At 59.7% G+C, this 21,797-nt stretch carries 15 protein-coding genes, 1 tRNA gene and 1 pseudogene; 10 read left to right on the top strand and 7 right to left on the bottom strand.

The annotated features are described in order from the left end of the window. Positions 1-98: 98 nt before the first annotated feature. The 5 genes and pseudogenes from NML54_RS01040 to NML54_RS01060 all read left to right on the top strand — a co-directional run bounded on the left by NML54_RS01040 (position 99) and on the right by NML54_RS01060 (position 7,643). Positions 99-175, top strand: a tRNA-Met gene (locus tag NML54_RS01040). A 642-nt stretch (positions 176-817) separates the two neighbouring features. After that, positions 818-2,052: pseudogene (locus NML54_RS01045) on the top strand (IS256 family transposase). 98 nt (positions 2,053-2,150) lie between these two features. Then, a complete protein-coding gene (locus tag NML54_RS01050; RefSeq protein WP_005505324.1) occupies positions 2,151-2,744 on the top strand; it encodes a protoglobin domain-containing protein in 594 nt (197 codons plus the stop codon). 456 nt (positions 2,745-3,200) lie between these two features. Next, on the top strand, positions 3,201-3,701 hold the full coding sequence (locus NML54_RS01055) for a site-specific integrase (RefSeq protein WP_256370628.1): 501 nt from the start codon (positions 3,201-3,203) through the stop codon (positions 3,699-3,701). Between the two features lie 1,470 nt (positions 3,702-5,171). Further along, complete coding sequence (locus tag NML54_RS01060) at positions 5,172-7,643, top strand: S-layer homology domain-containing protein (protein WP_254755437.1); 2,472 nt, start codon at positions 5,172-5,174, stop codon at positions 7,641-7,643. A 119-nt stretch (positions 7,644-7,762) separates the two neighbouring features. Here the strand turns inward: NML54_RS01060 and NML54_RS01065 are convergent, their stop codons facing one another. The 5 genes from NML54_RS01065 to NML54_RS01085 form a co-directional block, all read right to left on the bottom strand. Next, positions 7,763-8,527 carry a PspA/IM30 family protein gene (locus NML54_RS01065; RefSeq protein WP_049342210.1) on the bottom strand — a complete coding sequence of 255 codons (765 nt, stop codon included), beginning with the start codon at positions 8,525-8,527 and terminating at the stop codon, positions 7,763-7,765. 265 nt (positions 8,528-8,792) lie between these two features. Continuing rightward, positions 8,793-10,859, bottom strand: coding sequence for a TPM domain-containing protein (locus NML54_RS01070; protein WP_254755438.1), 2,067 nt, complete (start codon positions 10,857-10,859; stop codon positions 8,793-8,795). A gap of 269 nt (positions 10,860-11,128) precedes the next feature. Beyond that, the gene (locus NML54_RS01075; RefSeq protein WP_254755439.1) at positions 11,129-12,646 is read right to left on the bottom strand and encodes a non-ribosomal peptide synthetase subunit; all 1,518 of its coding nucleotides are present in this window, start codon (positions 12,644-12,646) and stop codon (positions 11,129-11,131) included. Positions 12,647-12,685: 39 nt separating this feature from the next. Further along, the gene (locus NML54_RS01080; protein ID WP_254755441.1) at positions 12,686-13,231 is read right to left on the bottom strand and encodes a hypothetical protein; all 546 of its coding nucleotides are present in this window, start codon (positions 13,229-13,231) and stop codon (positions 12,686-12,688) included. A gap of 636 nt (positions 13,232-13,867) precedes the next feature. Then, complete coding sequence (locus NML54_RS01085; RefSeq protein ID WP_254755443.1) at positions 13,868-14,035, bottom strand: hypothetical protein; 168 nt, start codon at positions 14,033-14,035, stop codon at positions 13,868-13,870. A gap of 363 nt (positions 14,036-14,398) precedes the next feature. Between NML54_RS01085 and NML54_RS01090 the strand changes: the two genes are divergently transcribed. Next, entirely contained in the window at positions 14,399-15,712 is a 1,314-nt protein-coding gene (locus tag NML54_RS01090; RefSeq protein WP_254755445.1) for a S1C family serine protease, read from the top strand. 177 nt (positions 15,713-15,889) lie between these two features. Here NML54_RS01090 and NML54_RS01095 read toward each other — a convergent pair whose 3' ends face one another. Together NML54_RS01095 and NML54_RS01100 are read right to left on the bottom strand one after the other, a co-directional pair. After that, positions 15,890-16,537, bottom strand: a complete 648-nt coding sequence (locus NML54_RS01095) for a uracil-DNA glycosylase family protein (RefSeq protein ID WP_254755446.1) — start codon at positions 16,535-16,537, stop codon at positions 15,890-15,892. Between the two features lies 1 nt (position 16,538). Beyond that, the gene (locus tag NML54_RS01100; RefSeq protein ID WP_254755448.1) at positions 16,539-17,006 is read right to left on the bottom strand and encodes a tRNA (cytidine(34)-2'-O)-methyltransferase; all 468 of its coding nucleotides are present in this window, start codon (positions 17,004-17,006) and stop codon (positions 16,539-16,541) included. A gap of 158 nt (positions 17,007-17,164) precedes the next feature. On the opposite strand from NML54_RS01100, the gene NML54_RS01105 reads away from it, so the two are divergent. The 4 genes from NML54_RS01105 (at position 17,165) to NML54_RS01120 (ending at position 21,780) form a co-directional block, all read left to right on the top strand. Continuing rightward, the gene (locus NML54_RS01105; RefSeq protein WP_254755450.1) at positions 17,165-18,412 is read left to right on the top strand and encodes a cysteine desulfurase family protein; all 1,248 of its coding nucleotides are present in this window, start codon (positions 17,165-17,167) and stop codon (positions 18,410-18,412) included. A gap of 195 nt (positions 18,413-18,607) precedes the next feature. Next, on the top strand, positions 18,608-19,831 hold the full coding sequence (gene mnmA, locus NML54_RS01110) for a tRNA 2-thiouridine(34) synthase MnmA (protein WP_254755452.1): 1,224 nt from the start codon (positions 18,608-18,610) through the stop codon (positions 19,829-19,831). Positions 19,832-19,932: 101 nt separating this feature from the next. Then, the gene (locus NML54_RS01115) at positions 19,933-20,322 is read left to right on the top strand and encodes a chorismate mutase (protein ID WP_254755453.1); all 390 of its coding nucleotides are present in this window, start codon (positions 19,933-19,935) and stop codon (positions 20,320-20,322) included. Between the two features lie 150 nt (positions 20,323-20,472). After that, positions 20,473-21,780 (top strand): uroporphyrinogen decarboxylase/cobalamine-independent methonine synthase family protein, encoded by a 1,308-nt coding sequence (locus tag NML54_RS01120; protein WP_254755455.1) that lies wholly within the window; start codon positions 20,473-20,475, stop codon positions 21,778-21,780. The last annotated feature ends 17 nt before the right edge of the window (positions 21,781-21,797 follow it).

Here is a 21,797-nt window from a genome sequence, read left to right on the forward strand (position 1 = left end):
GCTTTCTACCCAACAGCCCCTATTTTTGTGTGCTTGGTTACAAATCGCGTTTTTGGCTTGCATGCCCGGTTTGGGGTCTGTATAGTTGTATGAGTCGCCGCGGGGTGGAGCAGTTCGGTAGCTCGCCGGGCTCATAACCCGGAGGTCGCAGGTTCAAATCCTGTCCCCGCAACCAGAAAAACCCGGTATCTCAACGAAAAGTCGCTGAGATACCGGGTTTTGTTTTGCCCTGACGAGACCGAATCCCTATGTTATTCCCTACCTTTCAGCCAAACTCAGGCCCGTCGTCGAGGTGGGGGAGGGGGGACTATCACCCAACATCGAGGACTATCATCCAACGCCCCTTCGGGGCGTATGACTATCTTCGCTCGTGCATGATCTCGTGGGAGGGAGGTTGCAGAGGAGGATTTTCACCGCCTAATCGGCGTTGATACCGGCTGTTTACCGCCTGAAAATGCAAAAGCGGTATAGCATTTTCCCTCGTATCTCAACCGAATCCCAACCCTTTACCGCCTTCACCGCCTAAAACCGAAAACTTTTATATATACACACGCATATGTAGGAAGATGAACACTCGCGTGTACACTTTTTAGAAATTAGGCGGTAGAGGCGGCAACACACCATGTTTTGACTGATATACCAACGTTTTCGATATACCGCTTAGCCTCAAACAGGCGGTAACTAAGCGGTGAAAGAGTAGCGTCCCGCATAGTGGTGTAACCGTGGGTGGTCGGCCCGTTTGATATGGGTGCGGTCACCGTGTGATCCTTCGAGAAAGCTCTCTACTTCTGACTCGAAACGATTTGGAGGCACAACGATGACCGCTCCTCATATTATCGACCCTGCTGGCCTGCTTGGCGAGGCGTTATCCCAGGCGTCCCCAGATTTGATGCGTTCCCTGCTCCAGCACGTGATTAACGCGTTGCTCTCAGCGGACGCTGACACCGTGTGCGGGGCCCAGTGGGGCCAACAAGACCCGCAGCGCCAGGCCCAGCGCAATGGGTATCGCCACCGGCCCCTGGATACCAGGGTCGGCACCATTGACGTGGCGATCCCCAAGCTGCGCTCAGGCACCTACTTCCCAGAATGGTTACTGCAACGGCGCAAACGCTCCGAAAGCGCCTTGATCACAGTGGTCGCTGACTGCTACCTAGCAGGAGTATCCACGCGCCGTATGGACAAGCTCGTCAAAACCCTGGGGATCACAGGACTGTCCAAGTCCCAGGTCTCACGCATGGCAGCCGACCTCGACGAACACGTGGACCAGTTCCGCAACCGGCCCCTCCACGATGCCGGGCCTTTCACCTTCGTCGCCGCTGACGCACTGACCATGAAAGTACGCGAAGGAGGACGCGTCGTCTCGTGCGCGGTTCTGGTTGCCACCGGAGTCAACAATGACGGACACCGCGAAGTGCTGGGGTGCGCGTGTCCACCAGCGAGACCGCTCCAGCCTGGAAGGAGTTCTTCGCCGACCTGGTCGCCCGAGGCCTGACCGGCGTGCGCCTGGTCACCAGTGATGCCCATCTGGGCCTGGTTGAGGCCATCGCCGCCAACCTACCCGGAGCCACCTGGCAACGATGCCGTACCCACTACGCCGCTAATCTCATGTCCGTCACCCCCAAAGCACTATGGCCCGCTGTCAAAGCGATGCTGCACTCGGTGTATGACCAGCCCGACGCGGCATCGGTCAACGCTCAATACGACCGGCTCTTGGACTACGTCCACGACAAGCTCCCCGCCGTGTGTGATCACCTCGATCAAGCCAGGGCAGACGTCCTCGCGTTCGCGTCCTTCCCCACCGGGGTGTGGACCCAGATCTGGTCCAACAACCCCAACGAACGCCTCAACCGCGAAATCCGCCGCCGCACCGACACCGTGGGAATCTTCCCCAACCGACAAGCAATCATCCGCCTGGTCGGAGCCGTCCTCGCCGAACAAAACGACGAATGGGCCGAAGGCCGACGCTACCTCAGCCTCGACATCCTCACCAAATCACGACTCACACCACAACCCACCGGGCAGGAGGAACCCCCACTCCAACTCAGCGCATAACCCAACCCGAAGGACACAAAACGATTACACCACTCCACAGGACTTGACCTGAGCAAGAGCACGTTCTACAATTGACGCATGAGTTCAAGGAGGTTCGCATGACCGCTTACGACCACTCGTCGGGGTACACCTACGGCACCGATGCCGTCCCCACGTCTCCGCTCACACTCGAGGATCTACGCCAGATTGAGGCCGCCGCGCACGTCCAGCCCGGTGACGCAGAGCTGCTCGCGCGAGCAGAACCCATCCTGGCGCCGCATGCCATGGAAATGGTCGACACGTGGCGCGGGATTTTGGCTCAAAAGACCTACCTGGCAGCACATTCCGCGCATCCGGATGGACAGCCGAACCCCGAGTACGCGCAGGCGTCAAAGCCCCGATTCGCCCAGTGGATCATCGACATGTGCACGCGCGAGCGGGATCAGGCGTGGTTGGACTACCAGTACCTGATCGGAGCTCGACACATGACCGCGGCGAAGAACGCGGCGGATGGGGCGGACTCGACGCCATTCGTGCCTCTGCGCTACGTGCTCGCCTTCATCGCGCCGACTGTGGAGGTCGGGCACCGTCTCCTGGCGGAGGGCTTCGAGGGCGCAGAACTGGACGCTGTCCGTGACGCGTGGACTCGCGCTGTGACTGTCGCCGTGACAGTGTGGGCGTATGCCTACCGCGATCACCCCGAGCAATTCTGATCCGGCGCTCGCCACCTACGACTCCCCCATCGGCCGCCTCACGCTTGATAGCGGTGTATTCGTCTTTCGCACTCTCTGACTGCTCTCCCTGGAAGCCTCAGTGGCTTCCAGGGAGAGCTTTCTTTCTGGGTTATAGGACACTACGTGTTGCTGGTTGGGTGACTTTTCGGCTTTCTGGTGCGGGAAAGTCACTCTTTCAGTTGGTCGTGTTTGCCTCGTTCCTGTGAATACTGCATCGTGCTCTGTGTGTGGCTGCCCCATGATCCGTCACGGTAAGAAGTCAACAGGAGGTCCTTTGAAGATCGCGGTGGTAGAAGTCCGCTCATCATCAAGGACCTCGACCTCTACCCACAACCCCCGACCAATACCTGGTCACCCACACTAGTACCACCCAAACGAGGCAGGTACACGCTAGAGGACCGCGTTGCCGTCCACCGCTGCTGCATCGACCTAACCCTGCTCCAAATGGCCACAGGGCTGCGCGTAAGCGAAGCAAGAACTCTCATGTGGGACGACATCATCACCGACGACCAAAACCGCCCAGCGTGCATTATTCGGGCTGAAAACGCCAAGACAGGCACCACCCGCGTCGCGGCTCTCGTCGAGCCTGCGGTCTATGAGCACCTTACCCGTAGACGAGATGAAGTCGGCGGAGCCTACGTTGTGGGCGCACCGCTCAACCCAGACACCGAGTGGGACAGATACAACGCTCAGAAGGCTCTCAAGGCGTTCTACAAGGATCTGGCTCGCGACTGCGGAGTGCCTCTGCTGGAGACCCACCGCACCCACGTCTGGAGAACCACCCTCAACACCATGTACCGCACGGACGTAGACGCGCTACTGCGTGCTCGAACGCTCGGCCACTCGGTCGATGTGAACGCACAGGCATACTCAGACCTGTCAGACCTCACAACGCTGTACGAGGCAGCCCGAGCACGGCGTAGGGAGGAAAGGTAGTCCCTACCTTATTCCCTATCTTTCGTGAGGATATGCCGGTAACTTCAAGTATCTTTAGGGAAGGATAAGGGGACGGTTACCGCACAATATCAACGATTACTTGGCTGTATCTCACTGTTTCATTAAAAAGAGATGCAGACCCCGGAGGTCGCAGGTTCAAATCCTGTCCCCGCAACGGATAACTCCCGATAGCTTTTAGCTATCGGGAGTTTTTTTATTCCCCAAAACCCGTACCCCCCCCGCTGACCTATCTCCTTCTGCCGTCCTCCTGTCACTCTCCGACTCACCCTCCGACCGCCGGCCTGCCTTCTTTCGCCACCTTCCTGCACCTTTCCTATTGGCGACCTGTCTTCATTTGCCGCCTACCTTTCTTCTTCTTGTGCTACCTTTCTGCCGCCTGCTGGGCGGCTTTCTTTATATCCCCTGCCTTCTGTAATCTGCGGAGGGGGTCTTCTGAGCCTTGTTGGGGCGGTGCTTCGGGGAGACTGATAGGGGCTTGCCCGCTGCCCCTTCGGGGTGTTTGGGGTGGATCTTCCTGCCTCTTGAAACCTCCTCACGGAACCTCCTTATGGAATTTCATAGAACCGTCGTGAAAGTTACCCTGGACTGGTTTCGGAACGTCTCCCGATGTGTCTTTCGAGGTATTCCTCAGCGTGTCTATCGGGGCTTCAAGCGGATGTGCTCATGGGGGTGGCGGAGCCACTTCCGAGTGGTTATTGGGGGATGGTTATGCCTTCTTGAGACGCTGCTTTTGGGGGTTCTGAAATGGGGCTTGAAAGGGGTTCTGAAGGAGACTCTGGGGCGGGTCTCAAGGACCCAACGAGGGGTTCGAAGGGTGCCTGAGCGGGGGAGTGGCGAGGGGGATATTTTTGCCTCAAAGTGCATTCTCAAAGTGGAATATGCGAAAGATGCCTATATTCCGGGCTTGGAAATCACCCGTTTTGCCCCGGAATTCCGCGGTTTTTGGCAAAAATTTGGCTTCGAGTGCAACAATTCACTCTGAAAGTGATTGTAATCACATACGAAACATTCAAGTTAATTGTAGAGTTTTTTGAAACTCTTTCAAAAAACGCTCAAAAACCCCGGAAAATCAAGGAAAAATAGCCCATTCAACCTCTACTTGAGGGTGATTCAAGTTAAACTAGAAGCTTAGAAAAAGCTCTTGTTAAGATTGAATCTTGTTCGATACCCAAAAATAGCCCCAAAAAACCGCTGGAAAAGGCTTTTTGACCTGGTAGCTTTGAGTACGTGGTCACCGCGGTCCGCCGCGTAGCTCTCCGAAATGAATACTGCACCCCTCCATCACACGAGGAAACCCCCGCAACACACACGGGACGGTTACTGGACTTGCTCCATGCGGCATCACATTCGCAGGCCGACCGCCTATAGGCTTCTCACCTATAGACCACCTATCACTCAACCACTCTCGGGCGTCCGCGCCCCACGAAACACCAACAACGAGGACAACCCATGGCACTTCGCCCCCGCACCGTTAAGGCTGGCTCTCTCGCAGCCATCGCCGTACCCTCCGTGCTCGGTAGCACCCTGGTAGCACCCGCTTCCGCATTCGCACCCGTCGTTCAGGACATCCCCGGCGCAGCTACCCAGGCTCCGAAGTCCCTGTTCACCTCCACCGTGCAGCCCACCCTCTCGCAGGTTGCTGTGCAGATCCGCCAGCAGGCAGAACAGGCAAAGCAGACTCAGCAGGCTCCCGCAACGACCGCGGTTCAGCCCATCCAGAAGACCTACACTGCCCAGGCAACTCAGCAGACAACCCCCTCGGCTACCTTCCAGTCCGCACAGGCGGCTCAGCCTTCCGCTCAGCCCACCCTGGCACAGGTTGCACAGACCCCCGCAGCTACCCAGGCTCCCGCAGCTACCCAGGCTCCCGCAGCTACCCAGAGCGCTGCAACCCCTGCCGCGCAGCCCGCGCAGACCGCACAGGCTGCTCAGTCGGCATCCGGTGTGGCGGCAACCCGCACCAACCAGACTTTCCTGTCCTACACCTCCCCGGCTGGTACCACCTCGCAGTACCACGTCTACGCTGAGGGCGTGGACTTCTCCAAGCCCGTTGGCGTGGTCTTCTACTTCGACGGCGACTACTGGCGCAACGACCAGTCCAAGGTCTACGACCCCTCCGGTGAGCTGGCTCAGATGGCTGCATCCGCAGCGGCACAGAACATGCTGTTCGTGCCCGTCATCTCCCCGGACACCAACCGTTACGATGCTGGCGTGACCTGGTGGGAAAACATGGACCGTAACGGCGAGTTCTTCCGCTCCTTCGCTTCCTCCTTCATCGCGGCTAACGGCGTGGACTCCTCCAACGTGTGGACCATGGGCTACTCCGGTGGCGCTGAGTTCATCACCTACGAGCTGAACACCAAGCCCCAGACCTGGCGTAACGGTGGCGGCTCCATCATGGTTGCTGGCGGTGGCCTCGATGAGGGTACCCCCTCGGCTGCGCTGAAGTCCCAGCCCATGTTCTGGTACGCAAACTCGAACGACGGCTCCGGCGAGACCTACCCGCAGACCTGGAGCGCACGAGGCGCCGTTGAGGGCGGCTACAACGCCTACCGCAACGCCGGCTACACCAACGCTTCCGCGACCGTTCTGAACGGTTCGGGCCACTTCGACTACAACTTCTCGCAGATTCTGAGCAACTCGCTCACCAAGGGTAAGGCAACCGCCGCTCCCAAGGCCGAGCAGAAGACCGAACAGAAGCAGCAGAACACTCAGCGTGCCCGCACCATGAGCTCCGCAACCTACCAGAGCTACACTTCCCCGGCGGGCACCACCTCCCAGTACCACGTGTACGCGAACAACCTGGACTACTCCAAGCCCGTTGGTGTTGTCTTCTACTTCGACGGCGACTACTGGCAGCGTAACGAGTCCAAGGTCTACACTCCCGACGAGGGCATGCTCGCGGCAATGGGCAAGATCGCTAACGCCCGCAACATGGTCTTCGTGCCGATCATCTCCCCGGACACCAACGCATCCGGCGACGGCATCACCTGGTGGGAAGACATGGACGCTAACGGTGAGTTCTTCCGCTCCTTCGCATCCTCCTTCATCGGCCAGAACAACCTGGACGCTTCCCAGGTGTGGACCATGGGCTACTCCGGTGGCGCTGAGTTCATCACCTACGAGCTGACCGACCACAACACCGCATGGCGTAACGGCGGCGGCTCCATCATGGTTGCAGGCGGTGACTCGGACGGCTCCGTGGACGCTGACGCAACCACCAAGGCATCCCCGATGTACTGGTGGGTTGGCGCTAATGACACCTCCGGTAACACCAACCCCGTCACCTGGAGCGCACGTGGCGCAGTCGAGTCCGGCTACAACGCATACCTGGGCGCTGGCTTCTCTGACGCCCGCGTGAAGCTGATTGACGGCTTCAGCCACCACGACTACGACCTGCCGCACATCCTGGCGTCCTCCCTGGACTTCGCGGGTAAGACCCCCGCACTGGGCTACAGCGACCTGTCCGACTCGAACCCGAACTACAACGAGATCAGCTGGAACTCTGATCACCGCATCATGCTCGGCTTCGCGGACGGCACCTTCCGCCCGAACGCATCGGTCAACCGTGCGCAGCTGGCAACCTACCTGTACCGCGTGGCTGGTCGCCCCGCCGTGAACGCACCGGCTGTTTCGCCGTTCAGCGATGTTCCGGTCAACCACCCCGCGTACAAGGAGATTTTCTGGCTGAGCCAGCAGGGCATCAGCGGTAGCGACTTCCGCCCCCTGGAGGCCGTCACCGAGTCCACCATGGCTGAATTCATGTACCGTGCGGCTGGATCCCCGGCACAGGCTCAGGGCGGCTACGCATCCCAGGCTCTGGCATGGGCTGCCTCCAACGGCATCGGTACCGGCTCCACCTCTTCGGATGCGATCACCCGCGCCGCTATGGCAGGCTACCTGTACATCTACGCGAACTAAAGCTCGCACCCCATAACGCATAAAGATCCGCCCCGTTCCTGAACTCATCAGGAACGGGGCGGATCTTTATAGGTTTAGCTCAAGAAGCTATGCGCTAGACCAGGCTTACTGGACCAGGCTTAGAGAGTCTGGGTGGGAGCTTCCACAGCCAGGGGAGCCGGAGCAGCCGGAGCGTTCTTTGCCTTCAGAGCGGCCAGGCGAGCGTCCAGCTCGGTCTCGCGCTCCATCTGGTCCAGGGTGTTGAACTGTGCGTCCAGGGAGGAAGCTGCCAGCTCCTGCTGACCGATGACGCGTGCCTCTTCGCGGCGAACCTTCTCTTCGAAGCGGCTCATCTCGCTGGTCGGGTCCAGAACGTCGAACGCCTTCAGAGCGTCGTTCACCTGGGTCTGAGCTGCTGCAGTCTTCTGACGTGCGGTCAGCTCATCGCGCTTGTACTTGACCTCTTCAAGCTTGGAGCGCATCTTCTCCAGGCCGTCCTTGAGCTGGTTGACAACCTGAGTCTGGGAAGCCAGCTGAGGCTCAACAGCCTGTGCAGCCTTCTCAGCCAGCAGCTGCTTGTTCAGAGCAATCTTCGCGAGGTTATCGAACTTGTCAGCGTTGGCAACGTCGCCAGCTGCGCGGAACTCATCAGCCTTGTTAGAAGCTGCCAGAGCCTTGGTGCCCCACTCCTGAGCGGCCTTGACGTCCTCAGCGTGGTCCTTCTCGAGCAGACGCAGGTTGCCGATGGTCTGTGCTACTGCAGCCTCCGCCTCGCGGATGTTGTTGGTGTAGTCACGAACCATCTGGTCCAGCATCTTCTCCGGGTCCTCAGCTGCATCAATCAGAGCGTTGATGTTTGCCTTAGTGAGCTGTGCAATACGGCCGAAGATGGTCTGCTTAGCCATAATCTCCTACTTTCTGTTCACGGGCTGCGGGGGAGCACTACGCTCCTCGTGAGCCGTGCCCGTATAACTAATTATGTGGCAGATTTCTGGGTGCATGCTGTGAAAATGATGCACGCCTGATTTCTGCAACCTAAACTTTTGGTAAATTACCTCAGGTGTTTTCCGACTGGGGAAGAAAGCGGTGAGGTAAGCTAGCCACCCCGCCGGTCAGACTGTAGAAAAACCTACAGAAACCGACCGACAGAATCGTTAGCATCGGAGGCGGTTAGAAGCTACCGCCGTCACCGCCGCCGCTACCCCAATCGCCGCCGCCGCTGAAGCCTCCGCCCCAGCTGCCGCCGCTACTACCGCCACCGCTGTGGCCGCCGCTGCTACCCCAGCTACTGGTGCCGGAGTTCATTGCGGTCATCAGAGCGCCCAGCAGCAGGCCCTTTGCCAGGTCACCGCCGAAGCTACCGCCGCCGCGGTCATTCTGGTTGTTGTAGTAGTTGCCGACCTCGCTCTGAGCGCGGTTCTGCGCGTCGGTCGCCTTCTGGATCGCCATGTTGGCTTCCTTCATGGCGTTCAGCGGATCCGAAGAAGCCAAGCGCTGAGCCTGACCCAGGTGACGCTCCGCCTCAGAAACAGCGGTCAGGGTCATCGGGCCCACCGCAGCACGGCGGTTATTAATGTAGCTACGCGCACCGTTCACCGCAGCGTAGGCAGAACGCATCGTACGATCCAGGTTCTGCGAAGCCGCACGAGAACGCTCGCGGGTAGCACGCATATTCGTCATTGCCTTATCCAGCTCGGCGGAAAGCTGACGCAGCTGGTTCGCCAGAGTCAGCGGGTCATTCGGGCGAGCCGAAGCGCTCTGGTTGACCTGGTTGAGCACCGCCTCCATACCGGCAGCGACCGCACCCAAATCATCGCGGCGCTGAGATGCAGCCAGGCTCTTCGCCTCAGCCACGTCACGCTGAATGCTCAGCAGGTCGGTGCTCAGACCCAGCTGAGCCTGCTCCAGCTCATGCGAGCGGGTATTCACTGCCGCACCCAGCGCCTGAATCTGCGAGGCGGCTTCCTCAGCGGTGCGCAGGTGGCCAACCGCCTCCGAACGTGTGGTCGCAACAATCTCCTGAGCCTTCTCAACCTCAGCGGCGCACAACACCATGTTTGACTCCAACAGGGTAGGAGTCTTCGAAATGGGCTCCAGGGCGCTGGGCAGGTAACGTTCCTTCATAGCGTGGTACTGGGCGGCAATCTCCTCCACCGAGGCACGCAGCTGCGGCAGACGCTGAGCCAGAGCCTCAATAGACTGCGGTGCCTCCTGCTCCAGGTTGCGCAACTGAGCCAGCTTAGCGTCCTGCTCCTGAGCAATACGGGTGACTTCCTGAGAGTTATCAATAATCTCAGTCAACCAGGCACGCTGCTCAGCCTCAGTATCCGGGATGCTATCGGTCAGAAGCTGCTGACGCTGGAAGGACTTACGCATCAGATCCTCAGCACGCGCAATTTCCTGAGCGAACTCTGCGACCTGCTGATCGTTGTACTGGGCGCGCGCGAACTCGAGCTCCTGCTTCGCGTGGCTCATCGTCGTATCAGCCTGCAGCAGGGCGCTACCGGCGCGAGTGTGCAACTCCTCCAGCGGAACCTCCGGAATGGGGGAGTAGTTACGAGGCGCGCCGTAGGAACGCTGAGGCTGCTGCTGCGCGTTATTCTTCTTGCGGCGGCGGTACATCGCGTAACCACCAGCACCCACGATCGCCGCAGCACCCACACCGAGCACGCCGGATACAACACCCGAAGAGCTACCGCCCTTCTGAGCCTCGATACCCTCAACTGCGGCAAGAGCCGCACCCGAATAGTCGCTATTCTGCAGCTTCGGTTTGATGTAGTTCTGGTACACCTTCGTCTGCTGATCACTCGACAGGGTCTTCGTGCTACCCGCCAAGAAATACGCCTGGCGAGACTCGGTAGCAATCACCAGCACCACATCGGCAGAACCCCAATTGTTCTTCGTGGCAAGCGCCTTCGTCCAGCTCGAAGAAGTAGACGGGTTCTCAAACTTATCGATGACCACTACGTGCAAATCCACGTTGTGCTTCTTCGACAGAGCAGAAATCTTAGACTTCAGGGTAGCGGTATCACCCAAAGAGTTCGTGGAATCGTACACGGTGGTGCCCGTAATCTGCATCGGGTCAGCAGCCTGAGCAGACGTGCTCAAAAATGCAGAACCAGCCGGCAGAACCACCGGGGCACAAGAAAGACCTGCCGCCAGCACTGTGGCACCCAAGATAGTGCGCAGGCGAGGGCGTGCGGGACGAATCTGACGCGCAAAGGCGTGCTCGGTCATGGTCTTTCCTCCGTTGTCGTGAAGTATGAACGGACCTGCACTTCACGGCGTGCTTGTTCATCGCACACCTTAGTGCTGGTCACATTATTAGTGTAGCTGTGGCACAGCCACACAGACGCACAGATACGAGAATATTGCGCCGCTGTTTGCCGACCGTTTACCGACTTCCCAGGCTTTATACAGGAAAGCTGGTATACAGGAAAGCCGGTATATAAGAAAGCCAGGGTCTAGGCTCATGCTAGACCCCGGCTCACCGGCTATTCAGTTAGTTAGCGCCGACGGGCAATCTTCAGATTGCTCATCAGGTGCTCCACTACCTCCGCGGCATCAACATCGTGGATACTCTGTGCTATGCCGTTCACCACCTGAACCCGCGAAGACGAGGCGAACATCCAGCCTAAGAACTGCACAGTATTCAGCAACCTAGAACTGCGATCTGCCTGCTCCCGCATCTGCGACCACAGGATGCGGGGGACCGGCACGTCACGACCCCTATACTCCCGGGAGCTAGCGTGAGCCTCCAGAAGCTCAGCGAGCGCCTCAATATTTTCGCTCAGCTCCTTCAAATCCTCATCCGCGGCAGAGGGACCGACGAAATGCCGATCAACCAGGCTCAAAGGCATGTAACCGCTACAGCTACTCACCCACGCCAGCTTCAACCGTAGATTCTGCAGACGAAGCACCTGCCGTAGAAGCCGCGAATGGGTGCGCAGCACTGACAACGGCATGGAAGATAACCTTTTCTCCTCCGAAAGCAGACCCTCGGCACCCTCCCCGGAAAACGCCTTATACGGATCCGAGACGCCCACCAGAAGCACCGGTCCCTCGTAGTGAACGAACGCCAGAACCTCGGGCACACTCGAAAGGGAACGGATGCGCTCGCCAATGGTCGGAAGATCCTCCCCATCGGGGGCGTACTGTTCGCGGCTGAACATCAACGTCTGGATAGGCTGCTCGGCAAGGTCGGGCGAGTCATGAGCAAGCGCCCGCAAATCGGTCACAATCTCCGCCAGAACGCCGTCCTGCTCAACCTGCAGAAGCTCCTCCAGGAGCTCAATGACAGAGCGCGCCTGCAAGCTCAAAACAGCAGCGCAGAACTCCGCATCCTGAAGCTCAAGACGCACCTTCTCCAGGCGCTCTTCCAGCGTGGGCTGTACGCCCTTGAGCTCAAACTCGCTCAGCTGTTCCGAGCGGAGCATGCGGTGCGTACCATCCTCGCCGGGACGGTAGAAAAGCTCGCTAAACTCGAACGTAGACTGCACGCCCTTTAACGCCTGCTTTCGCAACTCGGGCAGAACGTCAAAGGCGACTTCGGCCATCTCATTCCAGACCTTGGTCTCATCAATCCTCGAATCCTTACGAACAGTCTTCTTCCACGTCTCGGCAAGCTGCATAGCGCGATCTAAATCGCTCAGCTCCACAAAAGCTGCCAGCTTCTGCGCGCTCTCACGCAGATAACGCACGGCGTAGAGACGGTCGCTCAAAGAATCTGGGAGGGTATCCTCCTGCAGACGCCACCGGAAGGTACGCTCAAAGCACTCCTCGGTCAGGCTAATGACGGCGGCGCTCAAAGAGAGCGCGTGATCACGGGCAAAAGTGAACGAGCCAGGGGTATCCGCCAGATGAGGCAGGGACGTATAGAAATCCAGCGCCCCGCTCAGCTTCAGCCGAGATACCCGTATGGTCTCCTCCAGCTCGGCGGCAAGCACCGTGCGGTCAGCCTGAGCAGTCTCCTTGAAACTGTGCAACGGAGAAACCTGCGCACGCTCGAGCGTCTGCAGGTTCATGACTGCACACATGAGATAGTTCTCAAGAATATCGATCTGCTACAGGCGCGGACGCTGAATCAGCGGAACATGATTCTCCTGCGTGCCTACCAGCAGAGGCTGCGGCACACCGCTAATCGACGGCAATGCAAAGACCTCATCCTCTGATGTCCTGACAGAAAGCACCATGGGGTAGCGGCTGCGCTGTGCGTTCTCTAGAGGGGGAATGAGCTTGAAGTTGGTGCTCAAAGAGAAATGGTCGGAGGGCGCCGGGTTACTCTTGGGAGCCTGCGGGGTCGCTTCCTGCTGCGGGCGCTCTTCAGGCTGTGCCGGGGTGTTCTGGGGTATGCTCTGCTGCTCCTGGCCTTCTGCTGAATGGTTCTGCGCCGAGTGGTTCTGTGCCGAGTGGTTCTGTGCCGAGTGGTTCTGCGCTGAAGAACCGGAGATACCACCGGCCTGCATTGGCTCCAGTGGGGACGGCACAGCCACCGGCTGAGGAGGCTGAGGTGAAGCTGGGTGAGGTGAGGGCGCCTGAGCCTGCTGAGTCTGCTGAGCGCTATTACCCGGCTGAGCCGGCTTTGGCTGGTAGTGCATCGGGTAGCTCACCGCGCCCTGTATTGGTTGCGAAGGAACCTGCTGAGGGGGTACTTGTTGCGGCGCAGACTGTGAAGGCCCCTGCTGATTGGGGGCCTGCGGGGGCGGTACCTGCTGATTTATCGCCTGGTTCTGCTGCTGTTGCAATACCCGCCGCCTAATCTCATGCGCACGACGGCGTGAAGGGCTCAACGACGCGAAAAACGCTACCGCTGCGCAGATTAGAATAAACAAAAGCAACGCATACAGGCGGGTAGCGCCATCCAAAGAAGACGCCATCGCCGCAGGTATGACCGGCAGTGCGCCCACAAGAGCGAAAACAGCAGAAATAATCCTCATGACTTCACCATAACCCAGCTAAATCCCGGGTGCTCGCAACGCCGTTGCCTTACCGCATACTAAAAGGGAAGTAGCCGGGGTGCCGGGTGCTCTCCGCCAGTGCTTCCCGTACCCGCATCCGCCTCACAGTTAAAAGACGATGCGGCGTGTGCCCTCATGTAGGGGCTCACGCCGCATCAATCATCACTCAACTCACTATCACACCCGAGCCGGTCCTCACACCGATCCTTCGGGACATACTGGGGATTCTCGCCCCTCCCGGTGCAGGGCTCTCATCTCCCGCCCCGGAAAACTATCAAACTTTATACGCTACCTACCGGCAGTCAGTGCATGGGTAGCCATCGGCTGAGCCAACTCGGAGGCCTTCTCCGCACGATGACGGCGGTACACCATTCCCGAGCAACACGCCACAATACCTGCACCAATACCGATGGAGCTTGCCAAGATTGCACAGAAAATCAGGGTGCCAATCATCATGGGTTTCTCCTTTGCCTTTGTCCTCGTCGCTATGTGTCTTCAACCTTACGGAGCAACCCTGTGTTCAAACTGTGTACCAAGAAGCATCATGCTGTGTAAACCGTGGAGAAAAACTGGGCGCTGTAAAAAAGAGAAACCTGAGAGTGAGCAGCGAACAAAGCCCCAAAATAAACTAGCCGTCGGGTGAATTGCCGGGTGCCTCAGACCGGCCCATCAGCTTCCGTTGAAAGGGCGCGAGGAAAATTCCCAGGGAACTCCCCGATAACCAACAGGGAAAAGATACATAACACCATAAAACACCCTCTACAGTAGAAACATAGCGTGCACTCAGGGTGAGGTACACGCTCGACTCTAGGAGAACTTATGACTCAAAACAACGAATGGTCTTACGGCGGCAATGACGGCGTCACGGATGCAACCCGTCCCATGCAGAATGTGAACGGACAGGCAAGCTACCAGCAGGGTCAGAACCCATACCCGCAGGCATACGCCTCTCCCGGATACACCTACCCCCAGGCAACCGCTGCTCAGGTCGCATCGGCACAGTCTGCACCCCAGAAAACCGATAACAACAAGCGTTACGGTGCCGGCGTTGTGCTCACCGCAGCTCTGCTGGCAGCCCTCGTTGGCGGTGGCGTTGGCGCAGGCGTCGGAGGCGGCATCGCAGCATCGAATAACAGCTCCTCCAACTCCTCCTCGCGCGGCTCCGTGAGCTCCAATATCAGCAACTCCTCCACCGTGGCAGGCGTAGCAGAAACCGCGAAGAAGGTCCTGCCCTCCACCGTGACCATCATGGCCTCAAGCGGCTCAACCTCCGGCAGCGGTAGCGGCGTTGTCCTCGATAAGAACGGCCACATCCTCACCAACCACCACGTGGTCACCCTCGAATCTTCCAACGCTGCATCCACCATTGAGGTTCGCCTGAGCGACGGCACCGTGCGCACCGCAACAGTGGTGGGCCTGGACTCTGCCGCTGACCTGGCGGTTCTGAAGATTAACCCCTCCGGTCTGGACCTGCAGCCCATCACCTGGGGCGACTCCTCCAAGCTGGTCTCCGGCGAAGCCGTGGTTGCCCTCGGCGCGCCGTATCGTCGTAGCGAATCGGTGACCGCGGGCGTAGTCTCGAACGTCAACCGCGTGCAGCCCGCTGACACGAAGGGGCAGAACTACATCCCCATGATTCAGGTTGATGTGCCGATCAACCACGGTAACTCCGGTGGCCCGCTGGTGAACCTCAAGGGCGAACTGGTCGGCATTAACGCGCAGGGCCAGGCAAGCCAGGACGGCGGCACCGCCGACGGTATGGCGTTCTCCATTACCTCCAACTACGCCAAGCGCATCTCCTCCGAGATTATCGCCAAGGGCAAGGCAACCCACGGCTACCTGGGCGCGAGCGTAAAGAACAGCCCCGCGGACACCGGTTCGGGCTCGTCCAAGCTCATCCCCGGTGGCGTTGAAATTGCCTCGGTAGAATCTAACAGCCCCGCCGCGAAGGCAGGCCTGCGATCCGGCGACGTCGTGATTGAAGCCGACGGTCACGCCGTGACCAAGAGCGAAGAGCTCAACGGCACTGTACGTGCCGCAGCGGCAGGCTCTAATCTGAAGCTGAAGGTCAAGCGCGGCTCCTCCACCCGGGACATCACCGTGACCCTGGGCGACGCCGACAGCCAGAAGTAAAATGCGTTTCACTATCGAACGTTGAAGATACGGCTGAGAAACACCCGCTCAGTTGCCTGTAACGTTCAGCAAGAACGCAAAATGGCGTACACAAAGAAAGCTCCCACCCCACACGCGGGGTGGGAGCTTTCTTTCGTTAGTACAACAAACTGTATTGGCGTTGCAGATAGGGGAGAATTAGACGCCCTTGAGAACCTCACCCACACGCTTCTGCAAAGCCGGGACAACCTCCTGCTCGAACCACGGATTCTTCGCCTGCCACCTAAAATTCAGCGGCGAAGGATGCACCAGCGGCAGAAACTTAGGAAGATAAGACTCCCACCCACGAACCGTCTCCGTCAGGTTCTTCTGCGCCTTTGGGGCGTGCACACCATCCAGGTAGTGCTTCTGAGAATAAGCCCCCACCAGCAGAATCAGCTGAACGTCCGGCATGAGCTCCAGAAGCTGCGGATGCCACTTCGGCGCGAAATCCTTACGCGGCGGGTTATCGCCGTGCGCGCCCTTACCCGGGTAATAGAAATCCATTGGCAACAGCGAAATCAGCTCGGGGTTATAGAACTGCTCAGCCGTCACTCCCATCCACTCGCGCAACTTCACGCCGCTCGGGTCATTCCACGGGATACGGCTCTCCTGCGCGGCACGCCCAGGGGCCTGACCAATCACCACAATACGAGCATTAGGCGACGCCGAATAAACCGGCTCCCAACCCTGCTCCATGAACTCCCTATTTTGCGAATCCAAACGAATTTGCTCAGCCAGGGGAGGGCGCATCTCCAGAATCTGCTGAACCAGAGACCCCGGCAGATTATGGTGTGCTGTAGCCATGCTAGATGGCGCCGCCCTCAAAACCGTTCTGACGCCACGCCTCAAAAATCGCAATGGACGCAGAATTAGCCAGGTTCAGCGAACGGCGACCCGGCTTCATCGGAATCTTCACACGCTCAGTCACATGCGAATCCTGCTGAACCTCAGCGGGCAGACCCACCGACTCCGGACCAAACATGAACACGTCACCGGGACGGTACTCAATATCCGCATACGACGTCGAAGCAGTCGTCGTGAAAGCAAAAACACGCTCCGGAGTCAAAGCCTGCCACGCATCATCAAGGGTCTCATGCACCGTCACCACCGCCAGGTCGTGATAATCCAGACCCGCGCGGCGCAGATGCGCATCATCAAAGTTAAAGCCCAGCGGCTTCACCAGGTGCAGCTCAGCCCCAGTAATCGCAGCCAAACGGATAGCATTGCCGGTATTGCCCGGAATCTCAGGGGTATAGAAAAGAATCTTGAACACGTTCCTAAGTGTACCGCGCAGCCCCCGACCAGCATTGAGCGTCCCGGGGCAGTAGCGCTCGCCGACCCAGCCGCAGGTGAACACACCTGGAAGAGCACGGATAGAGCGCGATAAAATAAGCGAGGCGAAAAACCGCCGACAACCCAGCAGGAGGAACCATGAGCGCAGAAACCAACCGTCAGAACGGCCGCGTCTACCTCGACCACGCCGCCACCACCGACGTACTGCCCGCCGCAATCGACGCCATGGTCGAACAGATGCGCAACGGCGGCAACCCCTCCTCCCTGCACGCCGTAGGACGCGATGCCCGCGCCACCGTCGAGTACGCCCGCGAACGCATCGCCCGCGCCATCGGAGCCGACCCCGCCGAGGTTATTTTCACCTCCGGCGGCACCGAAGCGGACAACCTGGCCGTCAAGGGCATCTATTGGAAGCGCCGCGAAGAAGACCCGCAACGCACCCGAATTCTCGTCTCCTCCATCGAGCACCACGCCGTGGAAGAAACCTGCGAATGGCTCGAAAAGGCAGAAGGCGCGCAGCTCGAATGGATTCCCGTAGACGAGCACGGTAGCGTCAACCCGCAAACCGTCCGCGAACTCATCGAAAAGAACCCCGAAGACGTCGCGCTCGTGACCGTTATGTGGGCGAACAACGAGGTCGGTACCGTACAGCCCATCCCCGAAATTGCAGCCATCGCCGCAGAATACGGTATTCCCGTGCACTCGGATGCGGTGCAGGCATTCGGCGCAATCCCCATTGATTTCCGCGCCAGCAAGGTAGCGACCCTCGCAATCTCCGGTCACAAAATCGGTGGGCCCATGGGCATCGGCGCGCTGGTAGCAACCCGCGCAGTGCAGATGACCCCCGTCCTGCACGGAGGCGGCCAGGAACGCTCCGTGCGCTCCGGCACCATCGATGCGCCCGCCATCGCAGGTTTCGCAGAGGCCACCGTGTACTCGGTACAGCACCTCGACAAAGAATCCGCCCGCATCGCCGCGCTACGCAACGAACTCGTCGCGGCAATTAGCGCGCTCATCCCGCAGGCGCACCTGAGCGGCGAAAACCCGCTCACCGAAGAATACCCGGGCCAGAAGCGACTGCCCGGCAACGCCCACTTCACCTTCGAAAACGCCGAAGGCGACACCCTGCTCTTCCTGCTGGACATGCAGGGCATCAGCAGCTCCACCGGCTCGGCCTGCAACGCCGGGGTGACCCGCCCCTCCCACGTGCTCATGGCAATGGGAATGGACGAAGACACCGCCCGCAGCGCCCAGCGATTCACCCTCGGCCACTCCACCACCGGAGCCGATATTGCACGCCTCATCGCGGCACTACCCGCCGCCTACGAACAGGCAGCAAAGGCGGGACTGTCTTCGCAACTGCCGGACGCCTCCCGCTGGCATTAGAAATGCAGAAGAGAAGATACTGAACTGCCCTCAGCCTGCAATCTCAGCGTTCGCTGAGGGCTGGCTGAGGGTGCACTGCCCAATATCCAGCCGATTCCCTGCGTACAATGGGTAGCTACAGTAACGGAAAGTCCGCCCGCACACAGGGTACGCTCCGAACGTTCCTAGATGCTCAACACAACAGAAGGATAGGCAGTGAAAATTCTTGCAGCTATGAGTGGCGGTGTTGACTCCGCAGTCGCCGCAGCCCGCGCCGTAGAAGCAGGACACGAAGTAGTCGGCGTTCACCTAGCCCTATCCCGAATGCCCGGCACCCTACGTACCGGCTCCCGCGGCTGCTGCACCCTCGAAGACTCCATGGACGCCCGCCGCGTCTGCTCCCAGCTGGGCATCCCCTTCTTCGTCTGGGACTTCTCCGAACGCTTCAAGGAAGACGTCGTCGACGACTTCATCTCCGAATACGAAGCCGGACGAACCCCCAACCCCTGCATGCGCTGCAACGAAAAGATCAAGTTCGCCGCGCTACTCGAACGCGCCCTAGCGCTCGGCTTCGACGCCGTGGTGACCGGCCACTACGCCCGCGTCATCACCACCGAAGAAGGCAACCGCGAACTGCACCGCGCCGCTGACTGGGCCAAGGACCAGTCCTACGTTCTCGGTGTGCTCACCCACGAACAGCTCAAGCATGCCTGGTTCCCCCTGGCGGACACCCCCTCCAAGGCGCAGGTGCGTGCGGAGGCGGCAGAGCGCGGCTTCTCCGTGGCGAAGAAGCCCGACTCCTACGACATCTGCTTCATCCCCGAAGGTGATACCCGCGCCTGGCTGGGCGACCATATCAAGATGCGCCCCGGCCTCATCAAAGACACCCACGGCAAGGTGCTCGGCGAACACCCCGGCGCGCAGGCATACACCGTAGGCCAGCGCAAGGGCCTGGCACTGGGCCGCCCCGCCGCCGACGGTAAGCCCCGCTTCGTGCTGGAGGTGCGCCCCAAGGAAAATGAAGTCATCGTCGGCTCCCGCGAGCTACTTGCCGTGCACGAAATCCGCGGTATCCGCGCCACCTGGGCGGGCGTCCCTGTGGAACAGGTGGTACGCTTCCTGGAAGAGCCCGCACAGGCCGGCGCCCGCAGTGAAGAGTTTGAGGTGACCGCACAGGTGCGCGCACATGCCGACCCGGTCCGCGCCAAGGCGTACATGACTTGGGCACCCGACCCCGAAACTGAAGAAGAAGGCGCGTTGCGCCTGGAAACCGTAGTGCGCCTACTGGATCCGCTCTCCGGCGTGGCGCCCGGCCAGACCATGGTGCTCTACCAGGGCACCCGCGTACTGGGCCAGTCCACCATCGCCCGCGCCTACTCGCTGGACCGCGAAGACATTCAGGAAACCCTGTCTGCCGGCGCCTCAACCAGCACCGAATAGCCGCACCAAGTAGCCGCTCACCCCGCTATTGCCAACCGTTGCCGCAACATCCTGCTTGGGCGCAACGCACAGAAGACCACAACCGAACTGAGGAGAAACCGATGACTGCCGAAAACACTTCCTGCGAATTTGACCCCCACGCCACTTCCATGGGTGATGAAGTCGCACCGGAGGTCTACGAGGAGCTCTTCGCTATGCGCCGCTCCATCGACAACTTCGATGCAGCGTTGGTGCACATCCTCGCGGAGCGTTTTCAGGCAACTAAGCGCGTCGGCATCCTGAAGGCTGAGCACAACCTGCCCGCCGGCGACCCCGGCCGTGAAGAGGCGCAGATTGCTCGCCTGCGTGCCATGGCGAAGGAATCCAGCCTCGACCCGGAATTCGCGGAGAAGTTCCTGAACTTCATCATCTCTGAGGTTATTCGCCACCATGTGCGTATCGCGAACGAGCACGCTGAACAGGACGAAGAGACTGAAAAGTCTGAAAGCTAAGCGTCTGAAAAGCTAAGACTTTCTGAAGGCCCATCCTCTCCGAGATCTCAGCTTCTTCGCAAGCCCCGCTCTCATCCGTGCTGATCTTTCATCGTGCTGAGCTTCGACCTACCCGCTCTGATCCCTAACCCGTCTTAACCTCACCCGTTTATGCCCCCTCGATCTTCCTCCCGCCAGAATGCCCGCACCGAACCGGTGCCGGAGCGCCTGCTGTTGCCCGGTGAGTACCGCGCTCCCGAAGGGGACGAACTGACCGAGCAGGACCTTGCCGCGCTCGCCACTGAGCGTCCGCTGGTGCGTGCTAGCGGTCGAGGCGAATTTCCCGGCGATGATTTGGCGGAGGCTATGTCCCGTGTAGAAGGCGAGCTGGGTTCTCCTCACCTGCCGTTCCTGCCGCATCTGCCGGCGCTGGGCTGGCGGAGTACTCCTCTGGCACGCACCCTGGTGGTGTGCGAGGGACTTGCCTTTGACGGTGCCTCGTTTGGCTGGCGCATGGTGCATAGCGGCGGCAGGGGAGCGCGCGAGTCTGCCCTGGCGCAGGATCGTCTGCTCTCCGATATCAACCTTCTAGCTGACCGTGTGGGCGCGCAGAAGAAGAGGTTTACCTTCGGTGTTGAGGGCGGCGCTGCGGTGTATAAGATTCAGCTGGTTGGTCCGCTGACCCTCGCAGCCAGCATCTACCTACCCGGCGGCGAGCGTGCTATCAGTGATGCAGGGGCGAGCCGTGACTTGCTGGAATCGTTCCTGGAGGGCTTGGAGCGTTGGGCGGAGTCTCTGCGGGAGGCCCTACAGGCTCCCCAGGCGCTGATCGCCGTGCAACTGGACGAGTCAGAGTTTCAGCGTCTGATGGAGGGGGCCATTCCTACCGTGAGTGGTTTCCGCTCCCTGTCGGCGTTGCAACCTCACTACTATCAGCAGGTGTACCGTCGGGTGGCGGAGCGTTTTGCTGAACTAAATCTGCAGCTCATCCTGGATGTGGACGGCACCGCGCTCAAACCGGTGCAGGAGCTGAAGCTTCTGACCCAGCCTCGTCCCGCCCTTGACACTTTGGCGCTGTTGAAAGCTATGCAGGTTGAGGATGCCGCTCCCTGCGCTTTGCTGTTGCATCCTGACCGTGCCCGTTTGAAGGGGGCGGGCATGTTGCAGGTTCCGCTGCTGAGCGATCCTCATTCCTGGGAACCTGTGGCGCAGCTTTTGGAGGCGCGGGCTCAGTTGTGGCTGCCGGTGGTGACTTCTGCACGGGTTCCTGATCAGGTGCGCCGCCTGTACAGCCTGTGGCGTGAGGTTGGTCTTGAGCCGACGCAGTTGAATTCGGTGGGTTTGATGGCCGATGAGCGCCTGCAAACGGGTTCGGCGCCTTCTGCATCTACCCCGGGTATGGTGAGTGTGCTGGATGCCACGGCTTCGCTGGCTCGGGTGACAGAGTGTGCCCGTGCATTGGCTGAGTGCGCGGTATGATTAGAAAATCAGCTTTT

This window comes from Rothia gullae (genome assembly GCF_024294905.1).
GTDB lineage: Bacteria > Actinomycetota > Actinomycetes > Actinomycetales > Micrococcaceae > Rothia.

Excerpts from the sequence above, each read along its gene's own strand:
- NML54_RS01050 (WP_005505324.1), top strand. The coding sequence starts at position 2,151 with ATGACCGCTTACGACCACTCGTCGGGGTACACCTACGGCACCGATGCC.
- NML54_RS01060 (WP_254755437.1), top strand. The coding sequence starts at position 5,172 with ATGGCACTTCGCCCCCGCACCGTTAAGGCTGGCTCTCTCGCAGCCATC.
- NML54_RS01065 (WP_049342210.1), bottom strand. The coding sequence starts at position 8,527 with ATGGCTAAGCAGACCATCTTCGGCCGTATTGCACAGCTCACTAAGGCA.
- NML54_RS01070 (WP_254755438.1), bottom strand. The coding sequence starts at position 10,859 with ATGACCGAGCACGCCTTTGCGCGTCAGATTCGTCCCGCACGCCCTCGC.
- NML54_RS01075 (WP_254755439.1), bottom strand. The coding sequence starts at position 12,646 with ATGAACCTGCAGACGCTCGAGCGTGCGCAGGTTTCTCCGTTGCACAGT.
- NML54_RS01085 (WP_254755443.1), bottom strand. The coding sequence starts at position 14,035 with ATGATGATTGGCACCCTGATTTTCTGTGCAATCTTGGCAAGCTCCATC.
- NML54_RS01090 (WP_254755445.1), top strand. The coding sequence starts at position 14,399 with ATGACTCAAAACAACGAATGGTCTTACGGCGGCAATGACGGCGTCACG.
- NML54_RS01095 (WP_254755446.1), bottom strand. The coding sequence starts at position 16,537 with ATGGCTACAGCACACCATAATCTGCCGGGGTCTCTGGTTCAGCAGATT.
- NML54_RS01105 (WP_254755450.1), top strand. The coding sequence starts at position 17,165 with ATGAGCGCAGAAACCAACCGTCAGAACGGCCGCGTCTACCTCGACCAC.
- NML54_RS01115 (WP_254755453.1), top strand. The coding sequence starts at position 19,933 with ATGACTGCCGAAAACACTTCCTGCGAATTTGACCCCCACGCCACTTCC.
- NML54_RS01120 (WP_254755455.1), top strand. The coding sequence starts at position 20,473 with ATGCCCCCTCGATCTTCCTCCCGCCAGAATGCCCGCACCGAACCGGTG.